Raw genomic sequence first — 26,979 nt, forward strand, 5'->3', positions numbered from 1 at the left:
GCCCGTGCGCTCGGAGCGGGCGGCGTTACCGGGTGGGGATGGCGGGCTGGTCCCTGAGGGTGGCTGTCGTGAGCGCCGCGTCTGCGGGGAGGATGCCCGCTACGGCGAGACGACGGGCGTAATCCTTCCGCAGATGGTCCGCCGCGTCGTGGTCGCCGAGGGCGATGAGTGCGCTGACCGCGCGGGTGTGCAGGTCGGCGTTGTACGGGTCGATGCGGATGCCGGCCTGCAGCCATGCCAGGGCCTCACGGGCGTCAGGGCTGGCGCTGGCGAGAGCCGCATGTGCGTCGATGACGTTCCGGCGTGTGGCCTCGCGGATCGGGTCGAGCCAGGGCCAGGTCCGTCGGGCGGCGAGGTCAGCGGAGTAGGCGTCGATGACGGCCTTCCAGGTCGTCGGGTCGGTGGCGACAGTGGTGGTGGCGTCGCGGACCGCGTGGTGGAAGTGCCACAGGTCGACGGTGACGGCGGTGGGGTCGAGGCGGTATCGGTCGTCGCTGTGCTCGATGAGGGTCACCCCGGCGGTGGACCGGATGGTGGCGCGGAGGTCGCTGAGGGTGGTGTAGAGGCGGCCGGTGAGAGAGCGGCGGGGCAGGCCCGGCCAGATGGCGTCGGTCAGTTGTCGGGTGTCGGCGCCGTCGGGGTGGGCGGCGAGGAACACGAGGACTTGGAGCGCGGCGGTACGCCGGATCTCCACCGGGTGGCCGTCCAGCAGCAGTGTCGGTTCGCCCAGCACGCGCAGCTGAAGGCGTCGTGTGTCGGTGCCGGGGCGGACGGGGTGGTCCTGGGCGGTGGCGTCCCACTGCGGGGATCGGCCTGCCAGGGTGGGGTTGCGCGACGGGCCGGAGGTGCCGGGCTGTGGCGGTGCCGTGTCGGGGTGGGCGATGACGGTGAGCAGGTCGGTGGCCGTGACCTGGGTAAGGACGCACATCCGTGGCCCGGCTGACCCGCTGCCGTCCTGGTAGTGGGTGCGCCCCGACGGGTCGACCTGCCATGTCTGGCCGGCCGGCCACCGTCCGAGCACGGCCACCGCGGCGGAAGCGATGGCCAGACTCGCCAGGGCATCGGCGTTGTCCGTCGCGGACAGAGCATCGACGATGAGGGTTGGTCCGGGTGGGCCGGTGCCCTCCTGCGTGTTCCGTTGTGCCTGGTCTTGTCCGGCCAGGCCGCGACCAGGGTGGTCTCCGGAGAAGAACCCTGCTGCCTGTCCGAGGTTGTCGATGACGGCCAGCCCGGGCAGGCGCGGGCCCAGCGTTTCGGCGGTGGGGCCGAGCAACCCGGCCAGGACAGGTCGGGTGACGACCACGGACACTGCCGGGTGATGACGCCCTGCTAGGAGGCTGGTGACGAGCAGGCCTCGCGCCGCGTCCTGCGCCCCCAGCCCGGTGAGACCGACCGCAGCTCGGGGGAAAGCCCCGCCAACGGTTGGCCGGTCGAGCAGCGACGAGCCGGCCGAGGCGGCGCCGGGTTCGGTAGCTGGTGGCGTCGAGTCGGCGAGGGCGGCTTGCACGGCTGCCACTGTCGGGGGCAGCGGTACCAGGTCCGTGTCCTCGCGGCTCGGTGGGCCGGGCGGGTGGGGCCGGTAGGAGCGGCGGCGGCGGAGCCACACCAGCGCCGCTGCCGCGCTGACCTGCTCCGCCACGTCGCGCGGCAGCCAGCCACCGGCGACGCTGATCCCCGCGTCGGCTAGGACGTCGCCGTCTGGTGGCGTGGGCTTACCGGCCTCATCCAGGGTTCCTGCCGCTACCGGCTGCGTGGGCGGCGGTGGCGGTGCGGTGATCGCGTGAGAGCTGACGCCGAGGACGGCGGCGCCGGCGATGCCACCGGCGGTGGCTTGCCAGGGTGTCGGTAGCGGCATGCGCCTCAGCCACGACACGGTCGCGCTTAGGCGGGTCAGCACCCGGGTCGTGACGGTGTAGGCGAGTAGGAGCCACACCAGCCAGGCCGCGATGGTCAGCGCGGCGGTGAGGGTCTGTTCGGTCAGCGGGTTCTGCACCCACTCCCTGGCCTGCGCGGCGGTCGGCCACCCTTGTATGGGTGCTCCGATCAGTGACAGCAGCACTATCGGGGGGCCGGCCAGAAGGGTGAGGACGAACAGCAGCGACATCAGCTGCCGCGGCCAGCGCATGTCACCCGCCTCCACCCGGCGATACGTCCGCTCGAACCGGGCCCGTGGGCGGTGCGGTGCGCGCGGGTGGGGTGGGGCGCAGGACACGGCTCCAGAGCCGAGTAGCCCACCAGGTCGCGACGGCGATGGCGTAGATGACGCCGAGCATGCCGGCGGCCCGTCTACTGACGATCGCCGCGAAGATCACCGCCAGCGGGGCGGCGAGGATGAGGCGGAACATCAAGGGTGTCACCACTGCCATGACCACGGCGACGCCGAGAAGGAAACCGCCGACGCGGCCGGCTATCTCGATCCACAGGATCCAATCCGGCCATCGATCGGCGGTCAGGGAGTACTGGATCAACCCCATGCCGAGCGTGGCGGCGACGATGGATCCGGTCGGCGCGGCCAGCAACGCCGACCAGCCGCCGTGCGGGGAACGCCACTGCCGGGCGGCGACGAGCGCCATCGCCACGGCCATCACCGACACCGGCGCGATGGGCCACAGCGCCCACTTCAGGTACGGGCCGACGGGCATACCGAAGTATTGGCTGGTGACCACCGCGTACAGGCCAGCGATCGCCGCGCCGAGGGACACCGCGGCGAGGATCCCGACGCTGACCCTTCCCCCTTCGGTTCGGGTGCCGGGGGTGGGACTGCGGGCGGCGATCAGCGAGCCGAGGACCGTGCCCGCGGCCAGGCACGCCAGCAGAGCCATCACCGCCGCCATCGTGAACTCGCCCCAGTTCACACTCACCGAGTAGTACACGCCAAGCACCCCGTGCTCCTCGGCGGTCAGGAGGCATTGCCAGATCAGGGCGAGCGACGCGAAGCCGGGCACGGCGATCGCCGCCGCCCGCCGCACGGGCGGGACGTGCACCTCCACCCGCTCGACCGTTCCGGTATCGACGGCGCCGACGTCCGCGGCGCCCCTAGCCGCGACCAGCGCCGGCTCGGGCACGACGACGGGTGCGGCGCCTGTGTGCTCGGCGATCGCCGACGCCAGGTGCGGTAACTGGGCGCTGCCGCCCACACAGTAGATACCGGCAAGGTCGCCGACCGTCAGCTCAGCGGCGGCGACCGTCTCCTGCGTCAACTGCGCCACGCGCCACGCCACCGGCCGGACGGCCTCGTCGAGCATCGCGCTGTTCGCGACTACCGGCGGCCGGTCCGGGAGCGGAACCGTGACAGCCGGATGGCTCACCAACGCTTCCTTGGCCACCCGAACGCTGTCCCCCACCGACGCGCGCGACGCACCCTGGCCCTCTCCCATCGACGCGCCTATAAGGGCGTCGGCGAGCGCGTGATCGACTGCCGTGCCGCCAGCCGCCGCGTCGGCGAGGGTCGCGAGGACCTCGAACCCGGCCGGCCCGCGGCGCAGCACCGTCACCTCCGCGCCAGCGCCGACATCACAAACGACAAGGAACGCACCGACCGGCACCCGCACACCAGTGGTGAGCAGATACTCGGCGACCGCCACCGGGGCCTCCACCAGACGCGGTTGCGGCAACCCCGCCCGGTGCGCGACCTGCCGCATCCAGGTCCGCCGCCGGGGCCCCCACCCCGCCGGGACTACCACCCGCACATCCCGCACCGGCTGACCGACGACCCGCTCGGCTTCGGCGGCGACCCGGCGCAGCGGCGCCGCCGCCACCTCCAGCGCGTCGCCGCCAGCGTCACCTGCCGTCGCGTCCTCGACCGGATGGCGCGGGCGCGGAATGGGCGCCGCGGGTTGCCCCGCCGCCTGTCCGTTCGCGGGCATATACGACGCGCTGTGTAGGGGTGGATTCCCGTCGAATGACAGCACGTGCGCGCTGCCATCGGCCCACGCCAGGACGGCTTGGGTGCCGGCGCTGCCACAGTCGATCGACAACCGCGCTTCCCCCGACCCCATGTCCATAGTCAAACATGAGGATCACATTCACGTCACCTGTCAATCACTCACGGCCAGCAGAGGCCATCCGAAACCGCACCAGCGTCACCCTCCGCCGAACCGCCGACGAACCTCCCCGAGGAACCCTCGTGGATAGGCCGTCTCCCGCCTGCGTGCCTCTTGCCAACGACACCAACACGCATTGGATGGAATCGTGAAGCCCTCGAACACACCCGCCCACCCCACCGACGGCATCGCCCGCACATGGACCCGCACAGTCCTGACAACCGAACCCGCCGACCACGACACCGCCGAAGCCGCAGCCCGCGCCGCCTACCGCACCGCAGGAAAGCCCGAGCCCACAGAATTCATCTGGTGCCCGTCTCCCTGGGCCGCACTCAAGCTCATCAGGAGTTTCCTCGAAGAAGGGCAAGCTCCACTCGTCAATTCCGTGCGTCGCACGGTGTTGAACCAGGCGCTGTCCGCAGCCCGCACCCCACTCATCGATCGGGCCAGCGACACTGACCGATTCACCGCCTTCGGCGAATTCCACTACCACTTCGAACGCAACGGGTTCTACGGCGAGCAACGCTACGACGGCATGGACGAGCGATACGACCTGATGGAGCGGCCCTACCTGTGCCCGCCTGTCCTGCCGTCCGAGCGATCGGCGCTGCGGCCCGTGCTTCACGCCGTGCATCAGACCTACCGGCACGTCCTGAGCCCAGCCTGGTCAGCGATTGACCGCGCGATCAGCACCGATTACACGCTCCAACCGGTCTGGTACTGGCCCGACGAGCACGGGCTCGTCGACCAGAACGATGAGGCTCGTGCCGTCGTCCGCTACAGCACACCCGAGCTCAACGACCGATTCTTCGACCCGGCCTGGTGCTTCTACCCCGACCTCACGGTCCTGGCGGCCATCGACACCTACCGCAGAATCTTCGATACGGACCCCGGCACCGCCTGGCAGGGATGCCGCGACGTCGCCCTCACCAGCGGCCCCTGGTGGCCCTTCCCCCACACCGTGGTCATGAGCGAGCGACCCACTCTGCTCACACTCGACGAGCAGGACCGTCTCCATGGCGGCGACGGGCCAGCTATTCAATGGCGCGACGGTCACCACGTGTGGGTCCATGACGGCGTTCTCGTCGACCCGCCACGTTCGGGATCGGCGCCGAGCGGCGCATGATCTCAGGAGCCCGCAGTGATCATCTGGTTATCCACAGGCACCTGAGTTGTCCACAACTTTGCGCATCAGGCATTGATCGGCCGGACTACCCCTGCTGAAGTACCTGCGCAGGGACGACGCCACGTCCCCTCCAACGACGAAGGAGCGCAGCCATGACCCGGGGTGGACGCAGCCGATCACGGCGCACGGACAGGCCGACACCGCTGGAGCACCTCGCCGGGGTCAGCGGCCTCATCGGCGCGACGGCCGCCCTCATCGCCGCCGTCGCCGGGCTGCTGACAGCCGCCGCCACACTGACGGTGAGCCGCTGATGCCCGCCGTCGAGGCATGGCTGCTCGGCGGACCCGCCGACGGCCGCTTCACCCACATTGAGGTTGACGACGACGGGTCCCTTCCGCAGGCCATCGTCCTGGCACAGAGCGGCGCCTACCTCGGTGCCCGCGAGCATCCCAGCCCGCCGGTGCAGCACCGCTACCTCCGCTGCGCCGGTGAGGTCGACCCGCCAACCTTCCGGTACGACGGCCCTGCCCCCCAGGACCAGTGACGTCGGCATGGCCTGCCGACCGACCTAAGCCGCGGCGGCCTGTGTTCCGACCGGACAACCACACCACACCACCCCAGCCCGGCCGCACCGCTACCCGACATCATCCGCTGATCGAACGCTTGTACGATTCGCTGGTGGAGGATGTGGCGGCGCGCTGGTGGAACGGGATCTGGGGTCGCCTGGGCCGCCGGGATGTGTGGCTCGTCCGCGAGGTCCGGTGGAAGGTCACCGCCCGAGCCGGCGACAGCGAGACTGGCCGGGTGCTGCGGTGGGAGTTCGACACCGAAGGCGAGGCCCTCGCCATGGTCAAGCGGCTGCTCGCCGCCGACGCGGGCGGCCAGTGGCGCAAGCAGTCCGGCGACAGCCAGCCGCCACGGCAGACCTAGCACCCGACTGATGGTCCGCACCTCGGGGGTGCAGACCGCCAGCCGGATCGTGGTCAGGAGCTGCAGGTGTTGAGCATGCTCTGCAGGGCGGACTTCTCCGACGACTGCAGCGTCAGGCCCCAGCTGTACTTCACAGTGATCCAGATCTTGCTGTAGGTGCACCGGTACGACGACAGAGGCGGCTGCCAGGTGGAGGGGTCCTGGTCGCCCTTGGACTGGTTGACGTTGTCCGTCACCGCGATCAGCTGCGGGCGGGTGAGGTCGTTGGCGAAGCTCTGCCGGCGGCTGGTCGTCCACGAGTTGGCCCCGGAGCGCCACGCCTCAGCGAGCGGCACGACGTGGTCGATGTCGACGTCGGAGGCCGCCGTCCAGGTCGCGCCGTCGTACGGGCTGTACCAGCGGCCCGAGGTGGGGGCGCAGGAGCTGTCGACAACGACGGAGGTGCCGTCGCGCTTGAGGACCTGCTCACGGGTGTTGCAGCTACCGCTGATCGTGACCCAGTGCGGGAACAGGTCACGGGAGTAGCCGCTCGTTGAGCCCTGCGTCGCCACGGTCAAGGCGTTGAGCTGCGACTGGGCCGTCGCCTTCGAGGGGATTCCGGGAGGTGTGGCGGACGCGGGCTGCGCGCTGACGCCGACCAGGGCGGCGACGGCGGCGAGGACGACTGCGGCGGCGTAGCGCGCGATGCGTGGGAAACGGGCAGAGACTGGGGTTACCCGCATAGGGGCCTCCTCGGGACTGGGTGGACGGCAACCGTCTCTGACGATCGTTGCCATCGAAGGGCGCCTTTGTGAAGGGGTGAGGAAGCAGTCAGGAAACTTTGAAGCGCTCTGTGGCTGGCGTGCGGGCACGAGCCGGGTCGGCTCAACGCAGCCTCGCCGGCTGCCTGTTCCGGATACGCGAAGTACGGCGTCAGCTGTTGCACGACTGCACGCCCAGCTCCCAGCGGCGCAGGTCGACCGGAGACTACTTCGCACGCATCGCCCGATGTTCTCCCGGAGGTGGCGCAGATGCAGTGCTCATCAAGTGACGCGCCACCGAGGAGCCCTGGTTGACGCCGTGGCTCTCGTCGCGTATCACGGTCCGCACCACCAGCCGTGATACGCGGGGGCGGGCGCCTACCCGCTACCGTAAACCCATCGGGGATCATCGCTGGGAGGTTTGGTGCGGCCGAGTCGACGTCCACCCATTGCCTTCAGCTATCGCTGCTCATCATCGCCGTTCCGCGGCGAACTTCTTCGCCAATGCCGACACGTCACTCCCGACCGCCGGGATCCGTCAGGTTGCCGGTCCGACGTTGATCATCTTGCTGGTGGTGCATCTCGGCACGAGAGCGGCCTCGGCCGCACGCGCCTCATCGAGCCAATCCCCGCGCACGCTCGTGGCTGATAGGCGGATGCGCAGTGTCCGGTACGGTCGGGCGGTTTTCAGGGGCACATGCCGGGCTGCGTTGCGCGCTGCAGCTCTCGCACTTCCCATGGCACCGCCGGTTGACGCCACCGCGAAGCTCGTCCTCGCCGCAGAGCGCGGATAGGTATGGTCCGCTACGTGCCTGAGGAGACGGCCATCCCGTCGCAACTATTAGCACTCTTGAATGCAGGCGGCCAGCAGGCATTGGCCGATGCCATCGGCGACCGGGTGCGTAACTGGCTCATCCAGCATGGCTGGGTGGACAGCCTTGACCAGATTGGGTTCAAGACGTTCCAAGATCATGTCAACCTGCCTCCGCGCGACTGGCCGGTCGCCGCAATCATGTACAACAACAACCAGCAGGTCGAAGACCGCCTTTGCACGGAAGGACAGGACGACTTCTGGGAGTGGTTCGGCTCGCTTGGCCTGTCCTTCTCGACGACGTCCCCTGGCCTCCACGAGATCTGCGTTCCTGACGACGCACCGTTGAGCCTGCAGCTGCACGCCCGGCTAGCCTCGCTTCAAGCGTTCGAGTGGCACGCTCACCTGGTAGCGCCCGACTACACGGCGATCTACCGCACTGTCTTTGAGCACTTCGGCCGTTACCCCGAGCATCTCGTCAACCTTCACTGGCGCAGATTCGAGGAGCTGTGCGCCTCCGTGTTCGAGGCCCAGGGCTACACCACCGTCCTCGGCCCGGGAGCCAACGACGGCGGAGTGGACATCCACCTAAGCGAGCATCCCGTATACGGCCAGCAACTCACCGTCGTGTCGGTGAAGCGCTACCGGGAGAAGATCGGCCTGGAACTGGTCGCCTCCATCCTCGGCGTGGCTCATGCTCAGAGCGCCGACCGAAGTCTTCTTATTACCTCAAGCAGCTTCCTGCCCTCAGCCCGAAAATTCGCCCAAGTCAACCAAAGCGCGATCCCGCTTCACCTTGCTGACGGACAGGACATCGCCGAATGGTGTCGTGGACTACTGCCAAATCCTGACTGGCTCACGCAACAGGCAGCATCCTGGAATCTCGACAACGCGAAGATCATCGTCGCGGACGCCGGCGTCGAGATGATCTACTCAGCCTGGGCAGCTGTCGTTGCAGAAACTCCCCTGGCTGCCCGCCTGGTCCCACTCAACGGTGTTTACATCCCACAGCCCTCCGATCCCATGCTGGGCACGGAAACCCCTGACCTCTCCCGCCGCCTGCCCGCGGCAGACCAGTCCTTCACCGCCCGACGCCATGGCAATGTGTATCTGGCCGACGACGGCCGCTTCTACCACGCCTGGAACGGGACGCCCCGGCACTTCAACCACGCCGACTGAGCGCTTGAGCGCATCCCTGCCCATGTCCAATCCTTCAAACTATCGGCGGCATCACGCGCCTCCTGGCCTGGCAGTCCGAACAACAACGGCGCACCCGCCTACCAAACTCGGAAGAAGCTGACCCCACATCAAGGGGGTAACTGTCGGATGTCCTCGTCTAGCCGCTGTCCGCGCACTGACGGGTTTGTGGATTTAAAGGTGTTGCGGCCTGACCTGCCGAGCGTTGCGCCTGGTGAGGAGGGGGCCGTGATGACGCGAGCGCCGGTTGAAACGGGTCGGGGACGAGTACGACGCCGAGGAGATCACCAAGGCTGAGTAGCGCCGACGCCGAGCCAAGATTGTGCAGCAGCTTCAAGCCGACCAGGCAGCACTCGCAAGGGCCCGCGCGGTCACGCGTTCACACCCGCCTGCCCGCTGGTGCTGAGCTACGCGCGGTGTGGCCTCACAAGGACAACAGATGGAAGCGGACGATCCTCGCCTCGGTCATCGAACGCATCGAGGTTTCCCGGCATCCGGCGGGCGTGGCCAGCAACCTCACAAGCCGACGGGGCGAAGATTTTCAGAGGTTCGGGCAGCGGCTTGATCTCCACCGCGCGCAGGTTCTTCGTCAGCAGGTGTCGGTGCAATGGTGGGTGTAAGCCTACCTTCGGCGCTTCTCGCGTCGGAGCACCGCAACTTGCATATGAAGGCTTGCTGCATGCTTCGCGGCGACGGACCTACCCCAGAGCCAATTGAGAGGGTCGGACACCGGCCAGAGATACAACCATGCCAGGTTGAGTAAACTCCGCTCAGTGTCATCAAATTCGATTATCCGATCAGGAGATAGCCCTCCCTCCCGCCTCCATTGAAGCCCAACAGCATCATAAAATTCTGCGGCACAGGCCAGATGGTCAAGGCCCACCATTTCCGCCGAATACGTATCTCGGAAGTTCAACATTCCACGGTGCGTCTGCCCCGGTTCAAGAACACGAAGTGTTTCTAGCTCCTCGGCACCCTCGAAGACCACCTCGGTTGCCGCATAGTTGGCAACGATCCATGCCTTTAGGTCGAAAATTGGGGCTGAGCTATGGTTTGCCACATACCAAGAGGCACCCCGGACCTCGTCGCCCCGGACGTCGATTCCTGCAACGCCGCAGACAATCAACCGAGCCTGCGCAGCTTCATTATCCCGCTGCTCCTCGCGCCGTACCCGAATCTCATGACGGAACAGCAAGCCGGTAAAGATCACAGCAGCGGTTGACATCACGAGACCGGCCAGGCTCCCCCACGCCTGCATCCAGTCGGTGATCTTCGGGGCTTCAGCAACGAGCACCGGACCAGGGTAGTGCCGGACCAGGGTAGTGCCGGACAACAAGGGTCGCATCAAGCAACTAGCATGCGTCGCGTGGGATGGGTTGAGGCGACCGTCAAGATCGTCACAGGGCTGGCGTGGCCCACCGTGGTGGGGCTTTCAGTGTTCCTCTTGCGGCGTGAACTCGCCAAGCTGATGAAGCGCCTCACCCGGTTTGCGGGCCCTGGCGGCATTGAGGCTGAGTTCAAGGAGGATTTGGCCGCAACGAGCGAGCTGGCCGAAGTGGCGGCACCCTACAAGCCAGAGGAACTAGACCTACAAGTCCCTCGCGGACACACGGGGCGGCTGACCTCCAACCCAACGCTCACCGATCTTCTCGATGAGGCCGAACAGCATCCTGTTGGCGGCGTCATGCGGGCGTGGCACCTGGTAGAGGACGCCTTGACACCGGCTGACCAGACCAGACCTCTTCCGCCCTACCTCCGGCTGCGGGACATGCATCGAGGGGGCGTTATCAACGATGACCTCCTCGCCCTTGCACGACGGCTACAGGACCTTCGGAACCGGGTAGTACATGGTCGGGTCATCCCCGACCCGCCCGAGGCACGGGAATTCGTAACCGCCGCATGGCGGCTAGCAGCTGCCCTCAACAATGTCGTCGCCAAACCCGGTTCGATGCCAACTGATGGAGACAGAGCCTCAGACCAGGTGGGGTAGGGGCTATGCCAGCTTGCGGTCCTCTCACCTTAGGCTTGCTCCATTAGGGAGCGTGACAACCGAGGAGGACATCATGACGGAGCCCACCCCGGAAGACCATCACGACGAAGGCCACGGAGGCCGCCCGCAGAACCCGGCGAAGAAGGCCATCGCGGCTAAGCTGGAGTTCGCCCCCAAGGTCACTGACAACGGCCGGTTGAACCACTCCGACTGCGGCCACGAGCACGGGGCCAGGGCCGGGTGCATCCTTCGCACAGCCACACCGGGAGCCTCCGCTCCTCTTGCTGGACGAGGGCTTCGAATTCCTCACCCTCGGCTTCTTCGATCTCGTCAGGGGTGAGGACTCAGATGGCCTCGCCGTCGACCACGACGTGTAGGTCGAGCACCCGTGCGGTCGCTGCCATCGGGCAGCCTTCTTCACCAAGGCCCGAGGGCGGACGGCCTTGCGTTCATTGCGACGGCCGACAGATCGAGTACATGTCCTCGATCAACAGCCAAGCGTCCGAGCGTGTACGTCACGCCGAACAGCGATTCGAGGTAAAGCTTGTACGCGGCCAGATCGCTTGCGTAGGCCGTGAAGTGGTACGGCATCAGCCAGACGGTGGTCGTTCACGACCTCGGGCATCGGGCGGGTGTACCCGGCCAGCAGATTCAGGAAGTGACGCTCACCGCCCCAAGATGCTCAGCAAGGTTTCCATGTAGCCGCAACGCCGCAACAGCAGACGGGCCGGCTGGGGTCCGAACCTGGACATGTAAAATTCCCATACTCCCATCGGAAGCACAGGGTGGTGACCGCTGATCAACCACACAGGCGGAGCCGGCCGATGACTCTCGCCATGCTCGACTATGACCGTCCATCTACCTCTGACCTAGGCGACCGCTGATCGCCCGACGGTATATCCAGGGCACCGCGTTGACGACCACGATCCCCCCAACACCTAGCTAGTCCGGCGGCTCAGAGTCCGTCACAGCCCGTAGCAGAGATGCACCCCGCGTGGATACCCGCCCCGTACGTGCCAAGCGCCTCCGAACGGACTCGAGGGCTCCTGTCACCGCTTCTTGCGGCGTCGGCGACGGCCCCACCGCCGGGGTACCAGCGGGGTCTGCTCATCGTCCGCTTGATCGTCATCCCCGGCGCATAGCTTGCCTACGATTTCGATCGCGTCCTTGCGGCGCTCCTGCCCCCCGAGCACACCGAAGAGCGTTGCGATGGTGAGGGGTGACTCAAGGAAGCGGCGGACCGCTCTGTACCCGAAGTAGGCCACCCCCAGCGGCACGAGGGCTTCCGAAGGCAGGTGATCGATAAGTTCCGAAGGCCAGGTTGGCACGTAGGGCTCCCGCTAGACGAGGGAGCGCGGATCTACACGGCCGCTAGCTCCCGAAAGACAAGGGATGGCAAGGTCTTTCGGGCACTTCCAGGCGCACGGCTGCGGTGGCTTTCGATCGAGTAGTCGACGTCGGCGGCCGCTAGCGCAGCATGCGTTAGCCTGACGCTCGTCCGGCCGAGCATCCGTCGGACGAGGACCAGTGCACGGCGCAGCAGTACGCGTCGGATGTCCGCGCCAAACGCAAGACCGCGACCCTCGTCCTCAACTGGCGTAACAGGGGCGGCAAGGGCTAGGGAGAGGGCCCAAAGCGCCGACGTCGACATCTTCGGGCGATAAAATCCGGACCAGCGTGCAGCCTGCTCTTGCTCAAGCCGCTCTAGCGTTGCAGGATCTCTTAGCTCCTGCTCGACCGCCGACAGCTTCTTCGAGATGGAGCGGTATAGCGCAGACCACCACGAGGCGCTAGCCCGCTTATGATCTGCGGCGCTCGCATCGTTGAACGCAGGCACAACTTCGACAGACGCATCGAGGGGTGTGAAGTCGATCTTAATTGACTCGTTGTTGGGCAAAGAACCAGCCCAGCCCCACGCACGTGCGATGGAGCCAGCGATCAGCCTGGTGACCGGCCTGTGATCAGGATAGGCATCGAACGTCGAACCGGTGGCCTTGTCGTAGTACCTGGACAGCTTGGTCGATAGCTGATTTGCCAGGAGACCGGCCAGGAGAGCAGTCTTGCCCACGCCGGGCTTCCCCAACAGGGACACCGCGTCCACGTCGCTGATCGGACGCACGGCCGTGAACCGCGCATACGAGCCAGCGATGTATTCCACGGGGATCAGAGTAGCGGGTCAATACGATCAAGCCCTCGTCCACCTCGCCAGCGCGGCCGGTGTGCGAAACGGTGTCACATCGCAGGCACGGAGCCCTGACCACCATCACGCGCCGTCTGCGCAGGTAGGTCGCCCTTCTCTTGAAGGCTCCCCAGCGAGGGGGTACAGACGCCCTGAACACCGGACTACGGCAGCGCCGCGGTCCAGCTGCGGCGGCTCAGCGGTCTTGGTTCGACAACTCGCGCACCCTTAGGCACGGCCGTAGTAGGCCGCTGCGTCTGTCGTCTGTCCGTCGTAGCGGTTGCACACGGCTCAACCGCATGTTGACGCCGGTGCGGCACCCGTCCCCGGTTGGTAGTGTTCTCACCTGCGGCTGACGGTTCGATGGGAGTGCCGGATGGGTCATTCTCATCCCCGACCGAGCGATCTAAGGACGTCACGTAACCCCGGTGTCTGTCTGCTGAGGATGGTCGGTCAGGATGCCTGGGTGCAGGTGATCACGGCGGCCCTCCCGGGGTGGATCTTTCCGTTCGCCGGGTTGCAGCCCGCACAGTTCCGCAGCCTGGTCAGGTTGTCGCTGAGCGCGGCGGTGAGGGCATCGCTGACGGCCGGCCGGGCCGGCAGTAGGCAGCCCTTGACCTGGCCGACAGGGTGTTGCTGGTGGCTGCGTACTGGCGCACGAACTTGACGATGCGCCAGATCGGGCCGCTGTTCGGGGTGTCGCACTCGGCTGCGCATCGGGTCATCGACGCCCTCGCGCCTTTGCTGGCCCTGGCGCCGGTGCGTAAGCGGCCGGTCGAGCAGATCGCGATCGTTGACGGGACGCCTATCCCGACCCGTGATCACCGCCTGGCCGGCCGGAGCAAGAACTACCGGTACTCGACGAACGTGCAGGTGGCTATCGACGCCTCCGCCCGTCTGGTCATCGCTGTCGGCGACCCGCAGCCGGGCAACCGCAACGACACGATCGTCTACCGCACCTCGGGCGTCGCCGAGACGTTGGACGGGCGGCCGGTGATGGCCGACGGCGGCTACCGCGGCAACCCCGAAGTGATCATGCCGTACCGCAAGCCGTCTGACGGCAGCGAACTGCCGGACTGGAAGCAAGCCCTCAACGTCGAGCACCGCACCGTCCGAGCAGGGGTTGAACATGCCCTGGCCAGGATGAAGTGCTTCAAGATCCTGCGCGACTATCGCCGTGCTGGCCACACATTGTCCGACGCCGCTTCCGGCATCGCCAACCTCCACAACATCATCCTCGCCGGCTGACCACCAAGCCGGCACAAGGCAACGCCTTCACCCAGTTACGACACGCCCCTTAGGCGATCCTCAACGGAACGAATTGGTCGGCCCCGCACATCGTGGCCATCGTGGCGGCGCTCGTGGCAGCTGGTGGTATCACCACTTTGGCGCGACAGCGGAATCGGTGACAGCGTGCCGAGGCGAAGCGGTAGGCGGCAGCCTGAGCGACGCTACTGGTCGGCTTCTGCTCGTTGCTGACGGAGATCGCGTTCCATAAGGGTCACTATGGTGTTCCCCTTGAGAACACTCCCTGTCTCGGCCTGGACCGAAGCGCCCCTGAAGTGTAGGCACGCTAAGTTGGCGACGCCGGGAGGGTTTGCCGCCCATTCGCATTTGGGACACAGGTCGGGTTGCCTATTTAATTTGCTGGCCTGTGGAGCATCCGATGAGGACCTGAGCCTGCGGTACACGGTAGGAAACCGATGCTCTATCCCCTGAGCTACGGGGGCGCGAATGGTCAGTGTAACGACCTGCGGGTCGACCCGCGTTGGCAGGGAGTGGAGTGACCCTCGTTGACCGGCGTTGACCCGGCGAGTCACACCGGCCGACGACCACACGCCGACCACACCAGGCGGGGTCAGCGACCAGATCGTTGACCCCGATCAACCTGAAGTGGCGCGGATTGACCCGGGCTGCTTCCCGCTGGAGACTACACGGCGACCACATCATCAAGATCAATGAGGGCCTATCGGGCGGGCCCCTACCCCGCACCCAACTCCTGATCGGCCCCTCGCGTCTGAGACATCCACCCGCGATGTTCGTGTTCGACAAGTTGTAGAAGCCGGTCACGGTATGCCTCCCACGCTGTCAAGGTTCCGGTGACAAGCATGCTGAGGGAGAGAATGACAAGTTGTCGTACCCTCGGCCGGGGCCGAGGGCTGAGCATGACGGTACTGGCTTGTTGCCACATCGGGTCGGCCTGCAGCGTCCGAATCATCTTTGCGTCGAAGCGGTTGAGGGGTCCAAGGTCGGGACGGGATCCCGCGATGTCCAGAGCCCCGACTAGGAGAACAATCGCTTGGTAGAGGCCGATGATGGCGATGGCCTGGACCGCGCGGCTCAGCGTCTCGATGCTGGCCGTGGCGGCGACCCGGCGCAGAGTCCTCAGCGACAGCGCCTCGGCGACGCGGCCGAGCGGGTCCTCGCCGAGCAACTCCGCGTCGCGCTGAGCGCGCCGTATTTTCTCACGCTGTCGGTCCGTTATCCCGAACAGTCCGAAGATTTCGATTACGTCGTCGGCCAATGCCTCATCACCGTGGCTGAAGGCATGCATGAAGCCCTCGGCAGCCGCCCGCCGCCTGTCGGATGGCAGGTCGGGGGCAGGGTCCTGCCCGTCAAACGCGGCAATGAGATCCTGCCAGGTTACCGTCCGAAGTTCTCGGGCAGCCCGGTCCGCGATGGTGTGGCGCGTTTGCCATGCCTCATCGGTGTTGCCAAGGTCGGCGCCGGTGAGACGGGCCAGATCGTCCAGCACGGCCTCGAACGCCTGGCGGGCGTCGTGTTCGTCTACTGGTTGGCCCATTGCGAGGCGTTCGATTACGTGGGTGCCCATGCGACGCGATCCGCGTCGGGAGCCGTTTGCCAGGGCGATCGCCATGTTGAGGGTCGGCTCGTCGGGCTCTTCGGAGGCGACCCCTCGGCCTCGACCGAGGCCGCGCCGCGTTGGACGTGGCAGGGCGCCGCTGGCACGCCACCGCTCGATTTGGTACTGGGACACCCGCACCCCGCGCTGGGCTAGGGCGTCAATGAGAGCGGCGGTGGCGCCGCCTACCGGTCCACGGGGCATCGGCCCACGTTACAACCCCGCGAACTTCGCTTCTGCACAGAATTCTGTGTGTGGCGTAATCAGTTCCGGCAAGTCCACTCGCACGGGCTCGCGCTGGGGTTGGGGCGTGCGTAATGAGGGGGCAACATGACGGCTAGCGAGGCGGCGGCAATGTCGGTGATCGGAATAATGATCGGGTTGTGCTGCCTGGTAACGATCTGCCTTCGCGGCACCTCGCCGCGCGAGCGGCCCGGGATCTTGCGAGCACTCGCGGAGGTGATGGGAAGTGTGTGGCCCTGGGGTGGACCCGGTCATAAGTCGAGCATCGACCGGGGTGCGCTTGGACGCTTGAGTGAGGAGCGACCGCAACTGGCGCGACGACGAGGCGCTAACCGACCTCGGGCAGTTCGAGTGGGCGACGCGGCGGACCCAAGCTGACTCACGGTGCGGCCGTTTGCTGCGGGCTACTCCCCGTCTGACTGAACTGCGGGTGGGGCATCGTCACGCTCCAGCGCGGCACCCACCGTTTGGAGATCCTCGATAAGGCCTGCCCACTGCTGACGAATGACCGGATCGGCGAACTCAGGAAGGTTGTGCCGCATCACGTCGCGGACCTGCGGCCACACGCGGGTAAAGGCTGGTGACCAGCTCGCCTCCGCCAGCTTGGCGCGGAGCGCCTGGAGGAACTCGGTCGCGGCGGGCATGGATGCGGCGAGTCGTGCAGACGGATGGATCACTGTCAGCCCGTCGTCGACCTGAAGCTGGCCTACGGCGTTGAGGAAGGCCCCTTCGACAGCGCCTTGACGGTAGGCCGTCGGCCAGCGGGCATCGTTTTCGTCCCGGACAGGTGCAGTCAGCCCTTCCTCGCGTACGAGGAACGTCCCCCGCGAGGCGCGTTGTCCAACCGCAACACCAAGGCGTCGCTGGTCGTCCTGGCCGAGGCCGGGAATGTTGGCTTGGAGGAGCCGTTCGGCGAGTTCACCGCTGTGAAAAACGTCGTGCTGTAGGTCGTTCAACAGCGGGGCCAACGCCCCAGCGAGTAGGTGTTCCAGGCGCCGCAGCGCCCATCGTACCCAGACCAGCGCGCCGTCGAGCGCGAGCAGGACCGTCTCGTCCTCGACGGCGGGAACGTGTGCACGGCCGTGGCCGGTGCCGTAATCATTGCGCAAGTCACGGAGCCGATTCGCCATCTTCTTCGCGTCTGATGCGACGCCGAGAGCGGTCTGGCTTAATACTGCAACGGCAGTAGGCGAATCGAGTTCGGTTCGTGTTCGTTGGTCTGCCTGTGACGGACGTTGATGTCGATCAGTGGCATGGGGAGTTGGACCGGTTGCATGCGCGGATCGGGCCTCGGTCTCGGCGGTCGGAGCCGCGGCTGCGGGTGCGTCAGTACCTGTGTGGGCTGGTGTCGGGTCTGGGCCGTAAGAATGGCTGGACCCTGGCTGAGCAGGCCGGTGATGTGTCGCCGGATGGTATGCAGCGGTTGTTGCGGTGGGCGGACTGGGACGTTGACGCGGTCCGTGACGACGTTCGGGACTACGTGATCGAGCACCTCGGTGACCCGGCCGGTGTGCTGATCGTCGACGACACCGGGTTCGTGAAGAAGGGCACCCGGTCGGCCGGGGTGCAGCGCCAGTATTCGGGCACCGCTGGTCGGACGGAGAACTGCCAGGTCGGAACATTCCTGGCCTACCGGTCGGCGAAGGGCCACGTGCTGATCGACCGGCAGCTTTACCTGCCGGCGTCGTGGACCGATGACCGGGACCGGTCGGGCTGCGGGGATCCCGGACGAGGTGCAGTTCGCCACGAAGGTGCAGATGGCCCGCCAGATGCTGGCCCGCGCCCTGGACGCTGGGGTGCCGGTGGGGTGGGTGACGATGGACGAGGCCTACGGGCAGTCGAAATCCCTGCGGGTGTGGTTGGAACACCGGGATGTGGGTTATGTGGTCGCGACCCGCCGCAACGACGACATGATCACCACCGCGATGGGCACCGCCCGGGCGGACAAGTTGATCGCCGCCCTGCCGGCCCGAGCGTGGTGCCGGCTGTCCGCTGGCGCCGGTGCGCACGGCCCGCGCGAGTACTGGTGGGCGCGGGTGCCGGTGCGGATCTGCTGGCAGCCCGGCCGGGGGCACTGGCTCCTGGCCCGGCGCAGCATGACGACCGGCGAGATCGCGTACTACGTCTGTTACGGACCCCGCCGAACCCGGCTGGTCGACCTGGCCCGCATCGCGGGGGCGCGGTGGGCGATCGAGGAGTGCTTCCAACAGGCCAAGAACGAAGCCGGCCTCGACGAGTACCAGGTCCGCGACTGGCGAGCCTGGTACGCCCACATCACCCTGTCCATGGCCGCCCACGCCTGGCTGTCCGTGGCCCGATCCCTTACCGCAAAAGGGGAACCAGCTCCGACGACGACATGATGATCGGCTACACCGTACCGGAGATCCGAAGACTGCTCACCGCACTCGCAGTCCGATCAACGCACCCAACAGAGCACGTCTGGGCCTGGTCCCGATGGCGCAGACGACGCCAACACCAAGCCCGAACCTGCCACTACCGACGACACGGCTACCCCTGACCATCTGCCGTTGCAGTATTAGAGGGGTCAGCACTCGGGCCGGTGGCGCTTCCGGTCGTTGATCACGTGCCTCATCGCCGTCGGTCTCAACGGACAGCCCTCATCGAACCAAGACCAAAGCACTCAAATTGGCAGATCGGTAAGCGCAATTGATGCGTGGGCTATTCGCCGCGACTTGCCTTGGGTAATCGCGAAGTTGCGTGGTCGCCCGCGTGTGGAGCGTGCCATGTCGACGGGAAGATCCGGCCGGGTGGCTCCCGGCCGGGCCATGGTCACTCGTCGCCGCTCGTCAGACGGAACGCGTCCCTGATCTTTTCGTTGCGAAGCGGCACGTACGCGCCCTCGACAAACCGGCCGCCCTCAAAGATCTTTATGAACGCGGCCGACGTGTCCTCGCTGAGCAGCGAGGAGTTAACCTCCAGCATCCGATTGACGGTGTCCGTGAGGTCGGCGGCGGAGAGCTTTGCTAGTGCGGTTCGGATTTCCAGTGGCGCCTCAGTGTCCTTAACGCAAGCGTGGGACAGCGCTCGGATCTGGTCTGCGATGAAAGCCGCGGCAATCATGATCATCGCGATCCGCCGTTGTGCTTCCTCGCTGCTCATACCTGCTCGGAAGTCCTCCAGCGCCAGCTCCACCTGCTGCGTAAAGCTGGTCTCGGCGTCGCTATCCAGGGCCGGCTGGCTATCAGCCTCGCCGCTGAGCTTTGATCTCAGACCGTTGATCCAGCCCTTGATGTGCGGCGCGGCCTTCACCGTGAGGATGGTGCCACCGACCGCGACCGCACCGGCCGCGAAGCCAATCACTACGTGCTTAAGTTTGGCCTGCTTGAGCAGCTTCGCGATCTCCTCGTCGGCCGACAGCAGGTCTGCTCGTCCGAGGTTTCGGGCGGCGTCAAAGGTGTTCGTGCTGAAGGCACCGATGTTCCTAGCCGATGCCGCGAGGTCGTGACCTGCATCGACGATGACCCGGTAGAAGTCAGGCATATATCTTCACGCGCCGCACTGTACTGACTATTCGGCGCCCGGACCGACCGGAATGTCGCCTCGCAGCGTGATCCGGTGCACGCTCCGCCCAACAGCCAGCAACCTCGAACGCAGCGCGGCATGCGTGTGAACGAGGCGACGCCGATCACGTCGTTGTCATCACGGCCCAGTCTCTCCTGCCGCGTCGGCGACTTGCACGGCCGCGGAGGCTTTCGTAGCCACATTCTAGGATTCCGCGTAGAAGCTAGAGCCTCCACTCATCGGCAAGCAGATCCGTGTCCGCGTCATGGTCGACATGATGTGGTGCGATACGGCACCGACAACAGGCCGGCCGTCACCACACAAGGCCCGTTCGGAAGCCGTGGAACTGCCGCACATCGTGTTCCTTGTGGTGGTTCGCCGGAAGCCGGCCGGGATGGTCCTGCCGGTGCCAGCGGCACCGGCATGGGGGCGGATGGTCAGCGGTCCGAACTCGTCGAAGGCGAATGTCCGAGCAGGGAACTGAGCGGTGACCTGCTCGATGCGCGCCAGTTTCGCCTCCCGCTGCGGGTCGGTGGACTCCTTCCACGTCTTCGTCCGCTGGAAGCTGATCTCATACTTGTGCAGCAGTACCCGCAGCCGTTCCCGCCCGATCTGGACCCGCCGCAGCCCCTTGCTGTAAGCGAGCCAGTCGGCCAGCTTGCGCAAGCTCCACCGGGTGAACGGCCCTCCAGCTTCCCGGGGCGGGTGGTGGCCGTCGCGACGATGAACCGCTCGTCGTCCTCAGTGATCCGGCGGGGACGGCCACCCGCCCACTGAGGGTCCAGGCTGGCCAGGCCCATCTGATTGAACCGGTGGATCGCCTGCCGCACCGTGTCCTCATCGGCTTGGACCAGCCGGGCGCTCGCCGCCACGGTGTTCCCACCCGCCGAAGCCAACACCACCATCCCCGGCGCAACCGAGTCGGTGAACCCGTTCCGCGTCGCACGATCTGTTGCAGCCGCTGACCCCCATGATCACTCAGTCGGCGTACCCGAACTGGTTCTGCCATCCCAACAGCCTGAATCGACGGGCCCCACCAACTACGAACCTCGACCCGGCGTGTCAACCCACCCAGCCAACGTTCCGGGTCGGAGTACTAGCATCGTCGACCGAGGAGCGGATGGGCCGTCGACTGCGCGGTACGCCCGCTGTTCCCGCCGGGCTCGCATTCCGCGCTCGGGCACGCCCCCTCGGCGAGTGCGAATCGATGTTCTACGCTCAGCACCAGCCCCGCGACCCGCTGGCGTCGTCCTGAAGTCTTCACAGACCCCGGCGCGGTTGGTTCGGCCGCGTGACCAAGGAAGGAGCTGGCCCCTTGGGGGACGAGACCAACGTACTCGACCAACTGATCGGACAGATTGCGGATGAGGCGCTACGAGCGCGCCTTGCCCGCGAGGTCGAGTTGCTCCGTGGTTCCCGACGGTTCGGTTTGGTCTTCGATCGGCATCTTCCCGAGTCCGTACGCCTCGTCGAGCACCCGATCCGCAAGGGCGTCAAGGTCACCCTCCGCGATGAATCGACTTCCGACTCCTGGCGCGTGCTTGGCTTCACCGATCCCAGCAGGACCACCGCCGTCCTCGACGGCGACGGCGGTCAGCGGGACGCGGACGACCTCGTCGTGATCCGCGAGTTCGGGGAGGCCGTCTTTCCTGGTCTCCGCAGCGTCGAGCGCATACAGAAAGGTCCGGCCGACGCGCCCTGGCATACCGTCATCAACGGCGAAAATTACCACGTGCTTCAGGCGCTCCGAGTCACCCACCGGAGCAGGGTCGACCTAATTTACATTGACCCGCCCTACAACACCGGAAACGACGGTTGGATCTACAACGACCGTTATGTCGACACCAATGACCGCGCCAAGTCGAGCAAGTGGCTATCTTTTCTGGAGCGCCGCCTGATCATCGCCCGTGACCTCCTCAAGGAGACCGGGGTCATCATCGCGGCGATCGGCGATGAGGAGCATCACCGGCTGCGCATGCTGCTCGACCAGGTCTTCGGTCCGCAGAATTTTCTTTCCGACGTTGTTTGGCAGGGCGGGCGCAAGAACGACTCCCGTTACGTCTCGAACGGCGCGGACTACATGCTCATCTACGCCCGCGACGAGACTGCGCTTTCATCGGCGGGGATCCGCTGGTTCGACCGAAAGCCCGGGGTAGACGACGCGCTTGCCGCGGCGAGTCGGGCATGGGCAGAGTCGGGCGGTGATCAGGACGTCGCCCAGAAGACCTTCCGTTTGTGGCTGCGCGAGCATCGGTCGTCGCTCGCCGACGGGGTGGCCCGCTACAACGCCATCGATTCGAGCGGACGGGTCTACTTCGCCGGCGACCTGAGTAGCCCGAATCCGCGACCGAACCTGCAGTACGACGTCCCCCACCCGACAACTGGGGAACCTGTCAAGAGACACCCGAACGGCTGGCGGGTGAGCCCAGAAGTGATGGACCGTCTGATCGCCGAGGACCGCATCCTTTTCGGCGTCGATCACACCTCCACGGCATACTTCAAGCGATTCCTCGCGGATCAGACGGACGAAACGGTCGGCTCCGTCTTCGAGCGGGACAGGCGAGCCTCGCGGGCACACCTGAAGTCGATCCTGGGCGACGCGCGGTTCCCCAACCCCAAAGACCATGAGGTCTTGAAACGGTGGATCCGGATCGCCGGCTCGGATGATGCCGTGATCCTGGACTTCTTCGGTGGGTCCGGAACCACCACCGAGTCGGTCATGCGCTTGAACGCCGAGGATGGCGGCACCCGCCAGTCGATCCTCGTGACCAACAACGAAGTCGGGGCCAGGCAGGCGAAAGTCCTACGCAAGGCCGGCTACCATCCGGGCGACGCCGAATGGGAGACAAACGGGGTCTTTCAGTACGTCACTCGGCCTCGCATCGGCACCGTCGTGACGGGCACCCGACCGGATGGGTCCAAGTACTCCGAAGGTCTGCCGGCGAACGTCGAAATGTTCGACCTCACCTACCTCGATCCCGGAATGGTTCGCCGCGGACGCGAGTTCCAAGCCATCGCGCCCCTGCTGTGGTTCGAAGCAGGTGGCCAGGGCGAACGTATCGACGAGATCAGCGAGGTGGGCTGGTCACTCACCCCCCACTACGGTGTGCTCTTCACCATCGACGCCCTCGCGCCCTTCGCGTCCGCTGTCACCGAAGCGGCGAAGAACGGTGCGCCTCCAAGAGTCGTGTTCATCGTGACCGACTCACCGGTGGAGTACCAGACGGCCGCGGAGCGGCTCCCGATCGGTGTCGAGACGGTTCGGCTCTACCAGGACTACTTGTCGAACTACACGATCAACGTCGAGGAAGGCGTCCGGTGAGGTTTTCCCTGGAGGAGTACCAGCAGACCGCCGTCGACCGCCTTCTCACCCAGATATCGAAGGCGCGTCGCGATTTCGCCGACGACGGCGAGCGCAGCGCCGTAGGCCTCACCGCCCCGACCGGTGCCGGGAAAACGGTGATCGCCACGGCGGTGTTGGAAGGCCTGTACCACGGCACCTCGACACGCGAGGCCGAGCCGAACCTCACCATCCTCTGGGTGACCGACGACCGATCGCTGAACACCCAGACGATCGGGAAGATCCTGCAGGCGTCCGGCGGGAAAATAGACGTGTACCGGATCCGGTTCTTGGGCGACACCGACGCCCGAACGCTGGAGCCGGGGTACATTTACTTCGTCCACATCCAGGCGCTGCAGCGCAACTCGACCCTTCACGCCGTGCGAGGTGACGGGTCCCGGTCGGACCGGCGCACGTATGGGGCGTGGGAGATGATCGCGAACACCGTCCGCGAACGCGGCCAAGACTTCGTGGTGGTCTGGGACGAGGCCCATCGGGGGTCTGGCACGTCGTCGAGTGAGCGCAACACGATCGCGGGCACGATCGTCAACGGAGGCACTACCAACGTGGGCAGCCAACAGCCGGCTGCCTCCGTCGTCGTCGGTATCTCCGCCACGCCGGAGCGGTTCCGCGCAGCGATGTCGGCCGCCGGCCGGACACTGCGCCTGGTCGATGTACCGCCGGCAGATGTCCGCGAGTCCGGGCTGTTGAAGGATCGGATCTTGATCCGCAACATCGCTGAGGACCAGGCGGCCGACAATACTATGCTGGCGCTGGCCGTCGCGGACCTCAAGGCGTCCGACGACGCCTGGCGGGCACACCACGCCGCCACCGGGGACCGGCTGGTCCAGCCACTTCTGGTGGTCCAGGTCGAACCGAAGGTTACTGACGGCCGCCTGAACGAGATCCTGACGACCATCGAATCCGCCTGGCCCGAGCTGACCGACTTCGCGGTGGCGCACGCCTTCGGTGACCCACACGGCCCACTCCAGGTCGGCGACCGAATCGTGCGGTACCTGGCCCCGGAGGCCATCTCCAGTGATGACCGCGCCCGGGTAGTGCTGTTCAAGTCCGCGCTCACCACCGGCTGGGATTGCCCCCGAGCCGAGGTGTTGGTGTCGTTCCAGGATAAGGAGTCCTACACCGAGATCGCCCAACTGATCGGCCGGCTGGTCCGTACCCCGTTGGCCCAGCGCATGGAAGGCGGCGACGACCGGCTGAACGAGGTGGCCGCCTACCTACCCGGATTCAAGACCGAACATGTGACCCGAGTGGTCAACGCGCTCACCGAGGACGAGACCGTCCAGGTCGAGGTCCTCATCGCCCCTGAGATCTGTGTCCGATCCGCCGAGGTGCCCAGCGCCGTGTTCGAGCTCCTGGACTCCGTGCCGTCCTTTGAACGGCCACGGGGCGCGTTCACCACCCGCACCGCGCAGCTGATGAAGCTGGCCGCCGCGTTGAACGAACACCACCTCCTCAGCAACGCCTCAAGCAAGGCCAAGCAGTGGATCGTCGACCAGCTCCGCGCCGCCGACACGCAGCGACAGGAAGAGGTCGACGCCAAGGTCGCCGACATCCTGACCCTCACCGTCGGCACACTCACCGTCGGAATGGGCGCCGACATCACCACCGAGACCGCGATCGCCGCGGTCGCCACCGCCGAGCGCGACCTTGATAGCTACTTCGGCCGCGCCGAGCGCGTCCTACCCGATGGCTCAGCGTCCTGGTACTACAACGACCTCTGTGACCGCGGCATGGACGAGGTCGAGGGCGGCGTGCGACTCGCCGCGATGGCAGCCCTCGGATTCAAGGCCGTCGTCGAGAGTAAGGCATCCGAGCAGATCCAGACCTGGCGCGACATGCACGCCTCCGCCGTGGCCCGGAAGCCGCGCAGTGTCCGCAACCTCATCGAACCGCTCTGGTACCTGGGGCCCTCATCGACGCACCCGAGCACGGTCGAGGCCCGCGAAACCTACCCGGCATCCACCCAAAAAGCCGTTGGCGATGAGACCAGGACCATCCCCACCTACGGCAAGCACCTCTACGTCATCCCCGACGGTCGACCGAACGCCGGCAAGTTCCCCGTCGACACCAGCAGATCGACCTGGGAACGCCAGGTACTCGAACGCGAGATCGACGCCGAGTCCCTAGTCGGGTGGTACCGCAACCCGAGCTCGGGGCGCCATGCCCTCGCAGTGCCGTACGAGTTCGGCGAAAAGGCGCTGCTGATGCACCCCGACTTCCTCTTCATCCACCGAGACGGGCCGGACCTCGTGATCGACATCATCGACCCGCACCGTCACGACCTCGCAGACGCTGCCCCAAAGTGGGAGGCGCTGGCCCGGTACGCGCGAACACACCCAGAACACCTGCGGCGGGTCCTCGCCGTCATCATCACCACCGCAGGCGAGATGCGCGCCCTCGACCTCACCACAGACGGGATCGCCGAGGAGATCGCGCATGCGACCAACAAAAAGCGAATGGAAGCGGTATTCGCCAGCCGGGGATTCGCCTACTGACCCTGATCACCTTCCGCGGGGGGCTGACCGCCCTCAACATCCGAGCCCCCGGCCCGGCGCTGTGGGCCGGTTGAACAACCAACCTGCAACGCATTTGCGACTCGACACCGCAGCTCAATGCGGGTGCAATCCCAGCTCAAGGCGCCTCGGATGTCTCGTCGTGGTGCAGGTGTATCTCCTGCCGGGGCACGTCACAGAACTGCAAACGCGAAACGTGACCGGTCAGTCACTGATCGTGGAAGCCAGTTTCGGGTTCGAGTAGACGATCAAGGATGCCCCGGCCGAGCGGCCGGGCATGGAAATCAGAGATACCTCAAGGCTGGCACACGTCTTCAGGCGTCTGTCACATGAACGAGGGCAGACCCGTTCGCCCAACGGAGGGATTGCTCGACGCGCTCGTGTGCCTCGCCGAGCTCATGACCGATCACATGTCAAGCGCTCGGTATCGCGTCACACGCGCTGAAACCGGCCCAAGGCCATGCCGAGGCCGGCAAGCCGCCGCATGACATTGGACGGGGCGTCCGCCAGACGGTAATGCGGCCCGTCCTGGAAGGCACCGCGGACAAGATCGTGCGTCAACAGTTGGAGACACTCGTCGATCGCGGCTTTAGTGGGTCGGGGGTTCATTGACCTGAGCGCATACGAGATGTTCTCCCGGCTGATCGCGCCACCCTTGAGCGGTTCCTCGTCGTTGGCCTCGTTGTACAGCAGATCCATCAGGCGGGTGATCAGATCGATGGATCGTTCGGCGCCGTTGTACTGCTCCTCGATGTCGGTGAGGTCGTCACCGGTCCGCTCGAACAGCACACGGAGTTCGGTTAGGGTGAGTGGACTGATCTGATGCCTACCGAGCAGGGCCGCGAGGTCGTCGACGGTCAGTCAGCGTGAAGCCGTTGTTGACTGCCCATTCTTGGATGCGGCCGCCGAAGCCGGGACCGACGATCAACCCGTAGTCGGCGAGGTGCTTACGCTGGTGGTCCTTGAGCGCGTCAAACTTGATGCTGTTTTCCGCGACCATCCCGGTGGCCGAGGACTTCACCTCGACGATGGCTTGGTACCGCTCGGTTGCGGCCAGCTCGGCTGTCAGCAGCACGTCCGTCCGGCCGCTGCCGCCGAGATGCTCCGCGCGGAACCCGAGGAAGCGGAACGTGGTCGCCACAGCTGCCTCGAACTCCTCGCTCGCGTCGCTACGGTATGCGCATGCGCGTAGTTGACCCGCGAGCGTCTCCGCAGTGGCCGGCGGTTCGTCGGCGTTGACGGCCTGCTCGTCGGGCGCTCCATCGACGCGTTCGCCGAGCAGCTCCGACAACGGCAGCTCAGCGGCGAGCAAGCGACCCAACTCTGTGGTGCGATATCGCATCCAGTCGATCCGCTCGACTAACTTGATCTTTAACCTGCGGGGCGGTGGCATCGACCCCGGCTGATCATGGGGACAGCCCTTGGTCGATCATTCCTCTTGTCTAGGGAAGAAGATCG

At 66.2% G+C, this 26,979-nt stretch carries 20 protein-coding genes and 3 pseudogenes; 10 read left to right on the plus strand and 13 right to left on the minus strand.

The genetic code is table 11. From position 1 onward, the window contains the following. Window positions 1-25: 25 nt before the first annotated feature. Together ACGF3C_RS32900 and ACGF3C_RS32905 are read right to left on the minus strand one after the other, a co-directional pair. A complete protein-coding gene (locus ACGF3C_RS32900; protein ID WP_393227654.1) occupies window positions 26-2,125 on the minus strand; it encodes a hypothetical protein in 2,100 nt (699 codons plus the stop codon). A 1-nt stretch (window position 2,126) separates the two neighbouring features. Next, window positions 2,127-3,866 carry an Hsp70 family protein gene (locus ACGF3C_RS32905; RefSeq protein ID WP_393227656.1) on the minus strand — a complete coding sequence of 580 codons (1,740 nt, stop codon included), beginning with the start codon at window positions 3,864-3,866 and terminating at the stop codon, window positions 2,127-2,129. A gap of 325 nt (window positions 3,867-4,191) precedes the next feature. Here ACGF3C_RS32905 and ACGF3C_RS32910 point away from each other — a divergent pair, with 325 nt between their 5' ends. The 4 genes from ACGF3C_RS32910 to ACGF3C_RS32925 all read left to right on the plus strand — a co-directional run bounded on the left by ACGF3C_RS32910 (window position 4,192) and on the right by ACGF3C_RS32925 (window position 6,099). Next, entirely contained in the window at window positions 4,192-5,169 is a 978-nt protein-coding gene (locus ACGF3C_RS32910) for a DUF6745 domain-containing protein (RefSeq protein ID WP_393227658.1), read from the plus strand. Between the two features lie 152 nt (window positions 5,170-5,321). Further along, window positions 5,322-5,480, plus strand: a complete 159-nt coding sequence (locus ACGF3C_RS32915; RefSeq protein WP_393227660.1) for a hypothetical protein — start codon at window positions 5,322-5,324, stop codon at window positions 5,478-5,480. After that, a complete protein-coding gene (locus tag ACGF3C_RS32920) occupies window positions 5,480-5,713 on the plus strand; it encodes a hypothetical protein (protein ID WP_393227662.1) in 234 nt (77 codons plus the stop codon). Before ACGF3C_RS32915 ends, ACGF3C_RS32920 begins: the two co-directional genes overlap by 1 nt. 134 nt (window positions 5,714-5,847) lie before the next feature. Then, on the plus strand, window positions 5,848-6,099 hold the full coding sequence (locus ACGF3C_RS32925; protein WP_393227664.1) for a hypothetical protein: 252 nt from the start codon (window positions 5,848-5,850) through the stop codon (window positions 6,097-6,099). A gap of 53 nt (window positions 6,100-6,152) precedes the next feature. Here the strand turns inward: ACGF3C_RS32925 and ACGF3C_RS32930 are convergent, their stop codons facing one another. Further along, window positions 6,153-6,821, minus strand: a complete 669-nt coding sequence (locus tag ACGF3C_RS32930; RefSeq protein WP_393227665.1) for an HNH endonuclease family protein — start codon at window positions 6,819-6,821, stop codon at window positions 6,153-6,155. An 826-nt stretch (window positions 6,822-7,647) separates the two neighbouring features. Here ACGF3C_RS32930 and ACGF3C_RS32935 point away from each other — a divergent pair. Beyond that, on the plus strand, window positions 7,648-8,829 hold the full coding sequence (locus tag ACGF3C_RS32935; RefSeq protein ID WP_393227667.1) for a restriction endonuclease: 1,182 nt from the start codon (window positions 7,648-7,650) through the stop codon (window positions 8,827-8,829). Between the two features lie 640 nt (window positions 8,830-9,469). Here the strand turns inward: ACGF3C_RS32935 and ACGF3C_RS32940 are convergent. After that, the gene (locus ACGF3C_RS32940; protein ID WP_393227669.1) at window positions 9,470-10,141 is read right to left on the minus strand and encodes a hypothetical protein; all 672 of its coding nucleotides are present in this window, start codon (window positions 10,139-10,141) and stop codon (window positions 9,470-9,472) included. Window positions 10,142-10,213: 72 nt separating this feature from the next. On the opposite strand from ACGF3C_RS32940, the gene ACGF3C_RS32945 reads away from it, so the two are divergent. Next, window positions 10,214-10,837, plus strand: coding sequence for a hypothetical protein (locus ACGF3C_RS32945; protein WP_393227671.1), 624 nt, complete (start codon window positions 10,214-10,216; stop codon window positions 10,835-10,837). 417 nt (window positions 10,838-11,254) lie between these two features. On the opposite strand, the gene ACGF3C_RS32950 is transcribed toward ACGF3C_RS32945, so the two are convergent. Together ACGF3C_RS32950 and ACGF3C_RS32955 are read right to left on the minus strand one after the other, a co-directional pair. Continuing rightward, the gene (locus ACGF3C_RS32950; protein ID WP_393227673.1) at window positions 11,255-11,428 is read right to left on the minus strand and encodes a hypothetical protein; all 174 of its coding nucleotides are present in this window, start codon (window positions 11,426-11,428) and stop codon (window positions 11,255-11,257) included. A 769-nt stretch (window positions 11,429-12,197) separates the two neighbouring features. After that, window positions 12,198-12,995: a hypothetical protein gene (locus ACGF3C_RS32955; protein ID WP_393227675.1), complete on the minus strand. Its 798-nt coding sequence runs from the start codon at window positions 12,993-12,995 to the stop codon at window positions 12,198-12,200. A gap of 487 nt (window positions 12,996-13,482) precedes the next feature. Here ACGF3C_RS32955 and ACGF3C_RS32960 point away from each other — a divergent pair. Further along, window positions 13,483-14,264: pseudogene (locus ACGF3C_RS32960) on the plus strand (transposase family protein). 733 nt (window positions 14,265-14,997) lie between these two features. On the opposite strand, the gene ACGF3C_RS32965 reads toward ACGF3C_RS32960, so the two are convergent. Both ACGF3C_RS32965 and ACGF3C_RS32970 read right to left on the minus strand, forming a co-directional pair. Then, window positions 14,998-15,894, minus strand: coding sequence for a hypothetical protein (locus tag ACGF3C_RS32965; protein WP_393227676.1), 897 nt, complete (start codon window positions 15,892-15,894; stop codon window positions 14,998-15,000). Window positions 15,895-16,526: 632 nt separating this feature from the next. Next, window positions 16,527-17,231 carry a hypothetical protein gene (locus ACGF3C_RS32970; RefSeq protein WP_393227678.1) on the minus strand — a complete coding sequence of 235 codons (705 nt, stop codon included), beginning with the start codon at window positions 17,229-17,231 and terminating at the stop codon, window positions 16,527-16,529. Between the two features lie 116 nt (window positions 17,232-17,347). On the opposite strand from ACGF3C_RS32970, the pseudogene ACGF3C_RS32975 reads away from it, so the two are divergent. Continuing rightward, window positions 17,348-18,640 (plus strand): annotated as a pseudogene (locus tag ACGF3C_RS32975) (IS701 family transposase). A 272-nt stretch (window positions 18,641-18,912) separates the two neighbouring features. Here ACGF3C_RS32975 and ACGF3C_RS32980 read toward each other — a convergent pair. The 3 genes and pseudogenes from ACGF3C_RS32980 to ACGF3C_RS32990 all read right to left on the minus strand — a co-directional run. Further along, window positions 18,913-19,623 carry a hypothetical protein gene (locus tag ACGF3C_RS32980; protein WP_393227680.1) on the minus strand — a complete coding sequence of 237 codons (711 nt, stop codon included), beginning with the start codon at window positions 19,621-19,623 and terminating at the stop codon, window positions 18,913-18,915. 225 nt (window positions 19,624-19,848) lie between these two features. Further along, window positions 19,849-20,310 carry a hypothetical protein gene (locus ACGF3C_RS32985; RefSeq protein WP_393227689.1) on the minus strand — a complete coding sequence of 154 codons (462 nt, stop codon included), beginning with the start codon at window positions 20,308-20,310 and terminating at the stop codon, window positions 19,849-19,851. A 32-nt stretch (window positions 20,311-20,342) separates the two neighbouring features. After that, a pseudogene (locus ACGF3C_RS32990) lies at window positions 20,343-20,549 on the minus strand (helix-turn-helix domain-containing protein); the annotation flags it as partial. A gap of 410 nt (window positions 20,550-20,959) precedes the next feature. Here ACGF3C_RS32990 and ACGF3C_RS32995 point away from each other — a divergent pair. Both ACGF3C_RS32995 and ACGF3C_RS33000 read left to right on the plus strand, forming a co-directional pair. Further along, the gene (locus ACGF3C_RS32995) at window positions 20,960-22,966 is read left to right on the plus strand and encodes a site-specific DNA-methyltransferase (RefSeq protein ID WP_393227682.1); all 2,007 of its coding nucleotides are present in this window, start codon (window positions 20,960-20,962) and stop codon (window positions 22,964-22,966) included. Beyond that, on the plus strand, window positions 22,963-25,503 hold the full coding sequence (locus ACGF3C_RS33000; protein WP_393227684.1) for a DEAD/DEAH box helicase: 2,541 nt from the start codon (window positions 22,963-22,965) through the stop codon (window positions 25,501-25,503). Before ACGF3C_RS32995 ends, ACGF3C_RS33000 begins: the two co-directional genes overlap by 4 nt. 450 nt (window positions 25,504-25,953) lie before the next feature. Here ACGF3C_RS33000 and ACGF3C_RS33005 read toward each other — a convergent pair whose 3' ends face one another. Both ACGF3C_RS33005 and ACGF3C_RS33010 read right to left on the minus strand, forming a co-directional pair. Further along, window positions 25,954-26,310, minus strand: a complete 357-nt coding sequence (locus ACGF3C_RS33005; protein WP_393227686.1) for a hypothetical protein — start codon at window positions 26,308-26,310, stop codon at window positions 25,954-25,956. Window positions 26,311-26,347: 37 nt separating this feature from the next. Further along, window positions 26,348-26,863 carry a hypothetical protein gene (locus ACGF3C_RS33010; protein WP_393227687.1) on the minus strand — a complete coding sequence of 172 codons (516 nt, stop codon included), beginning with the start codon at window positions 26,861-26,863 and terminating at the stop codon, window positions 26,348-26,350. Window positions 26,864-26,979 lie beyond the last annotated feature (116 nt).

This window comes from Micromonospora sp. NPDC047762, assembly GCF_043204655.1.
Taxonomy (GTDB): Bacteria; Actinomycetota; Actinomycetes; order Mycobacteriales; family Micromonosporaceae; genus Micromonospora.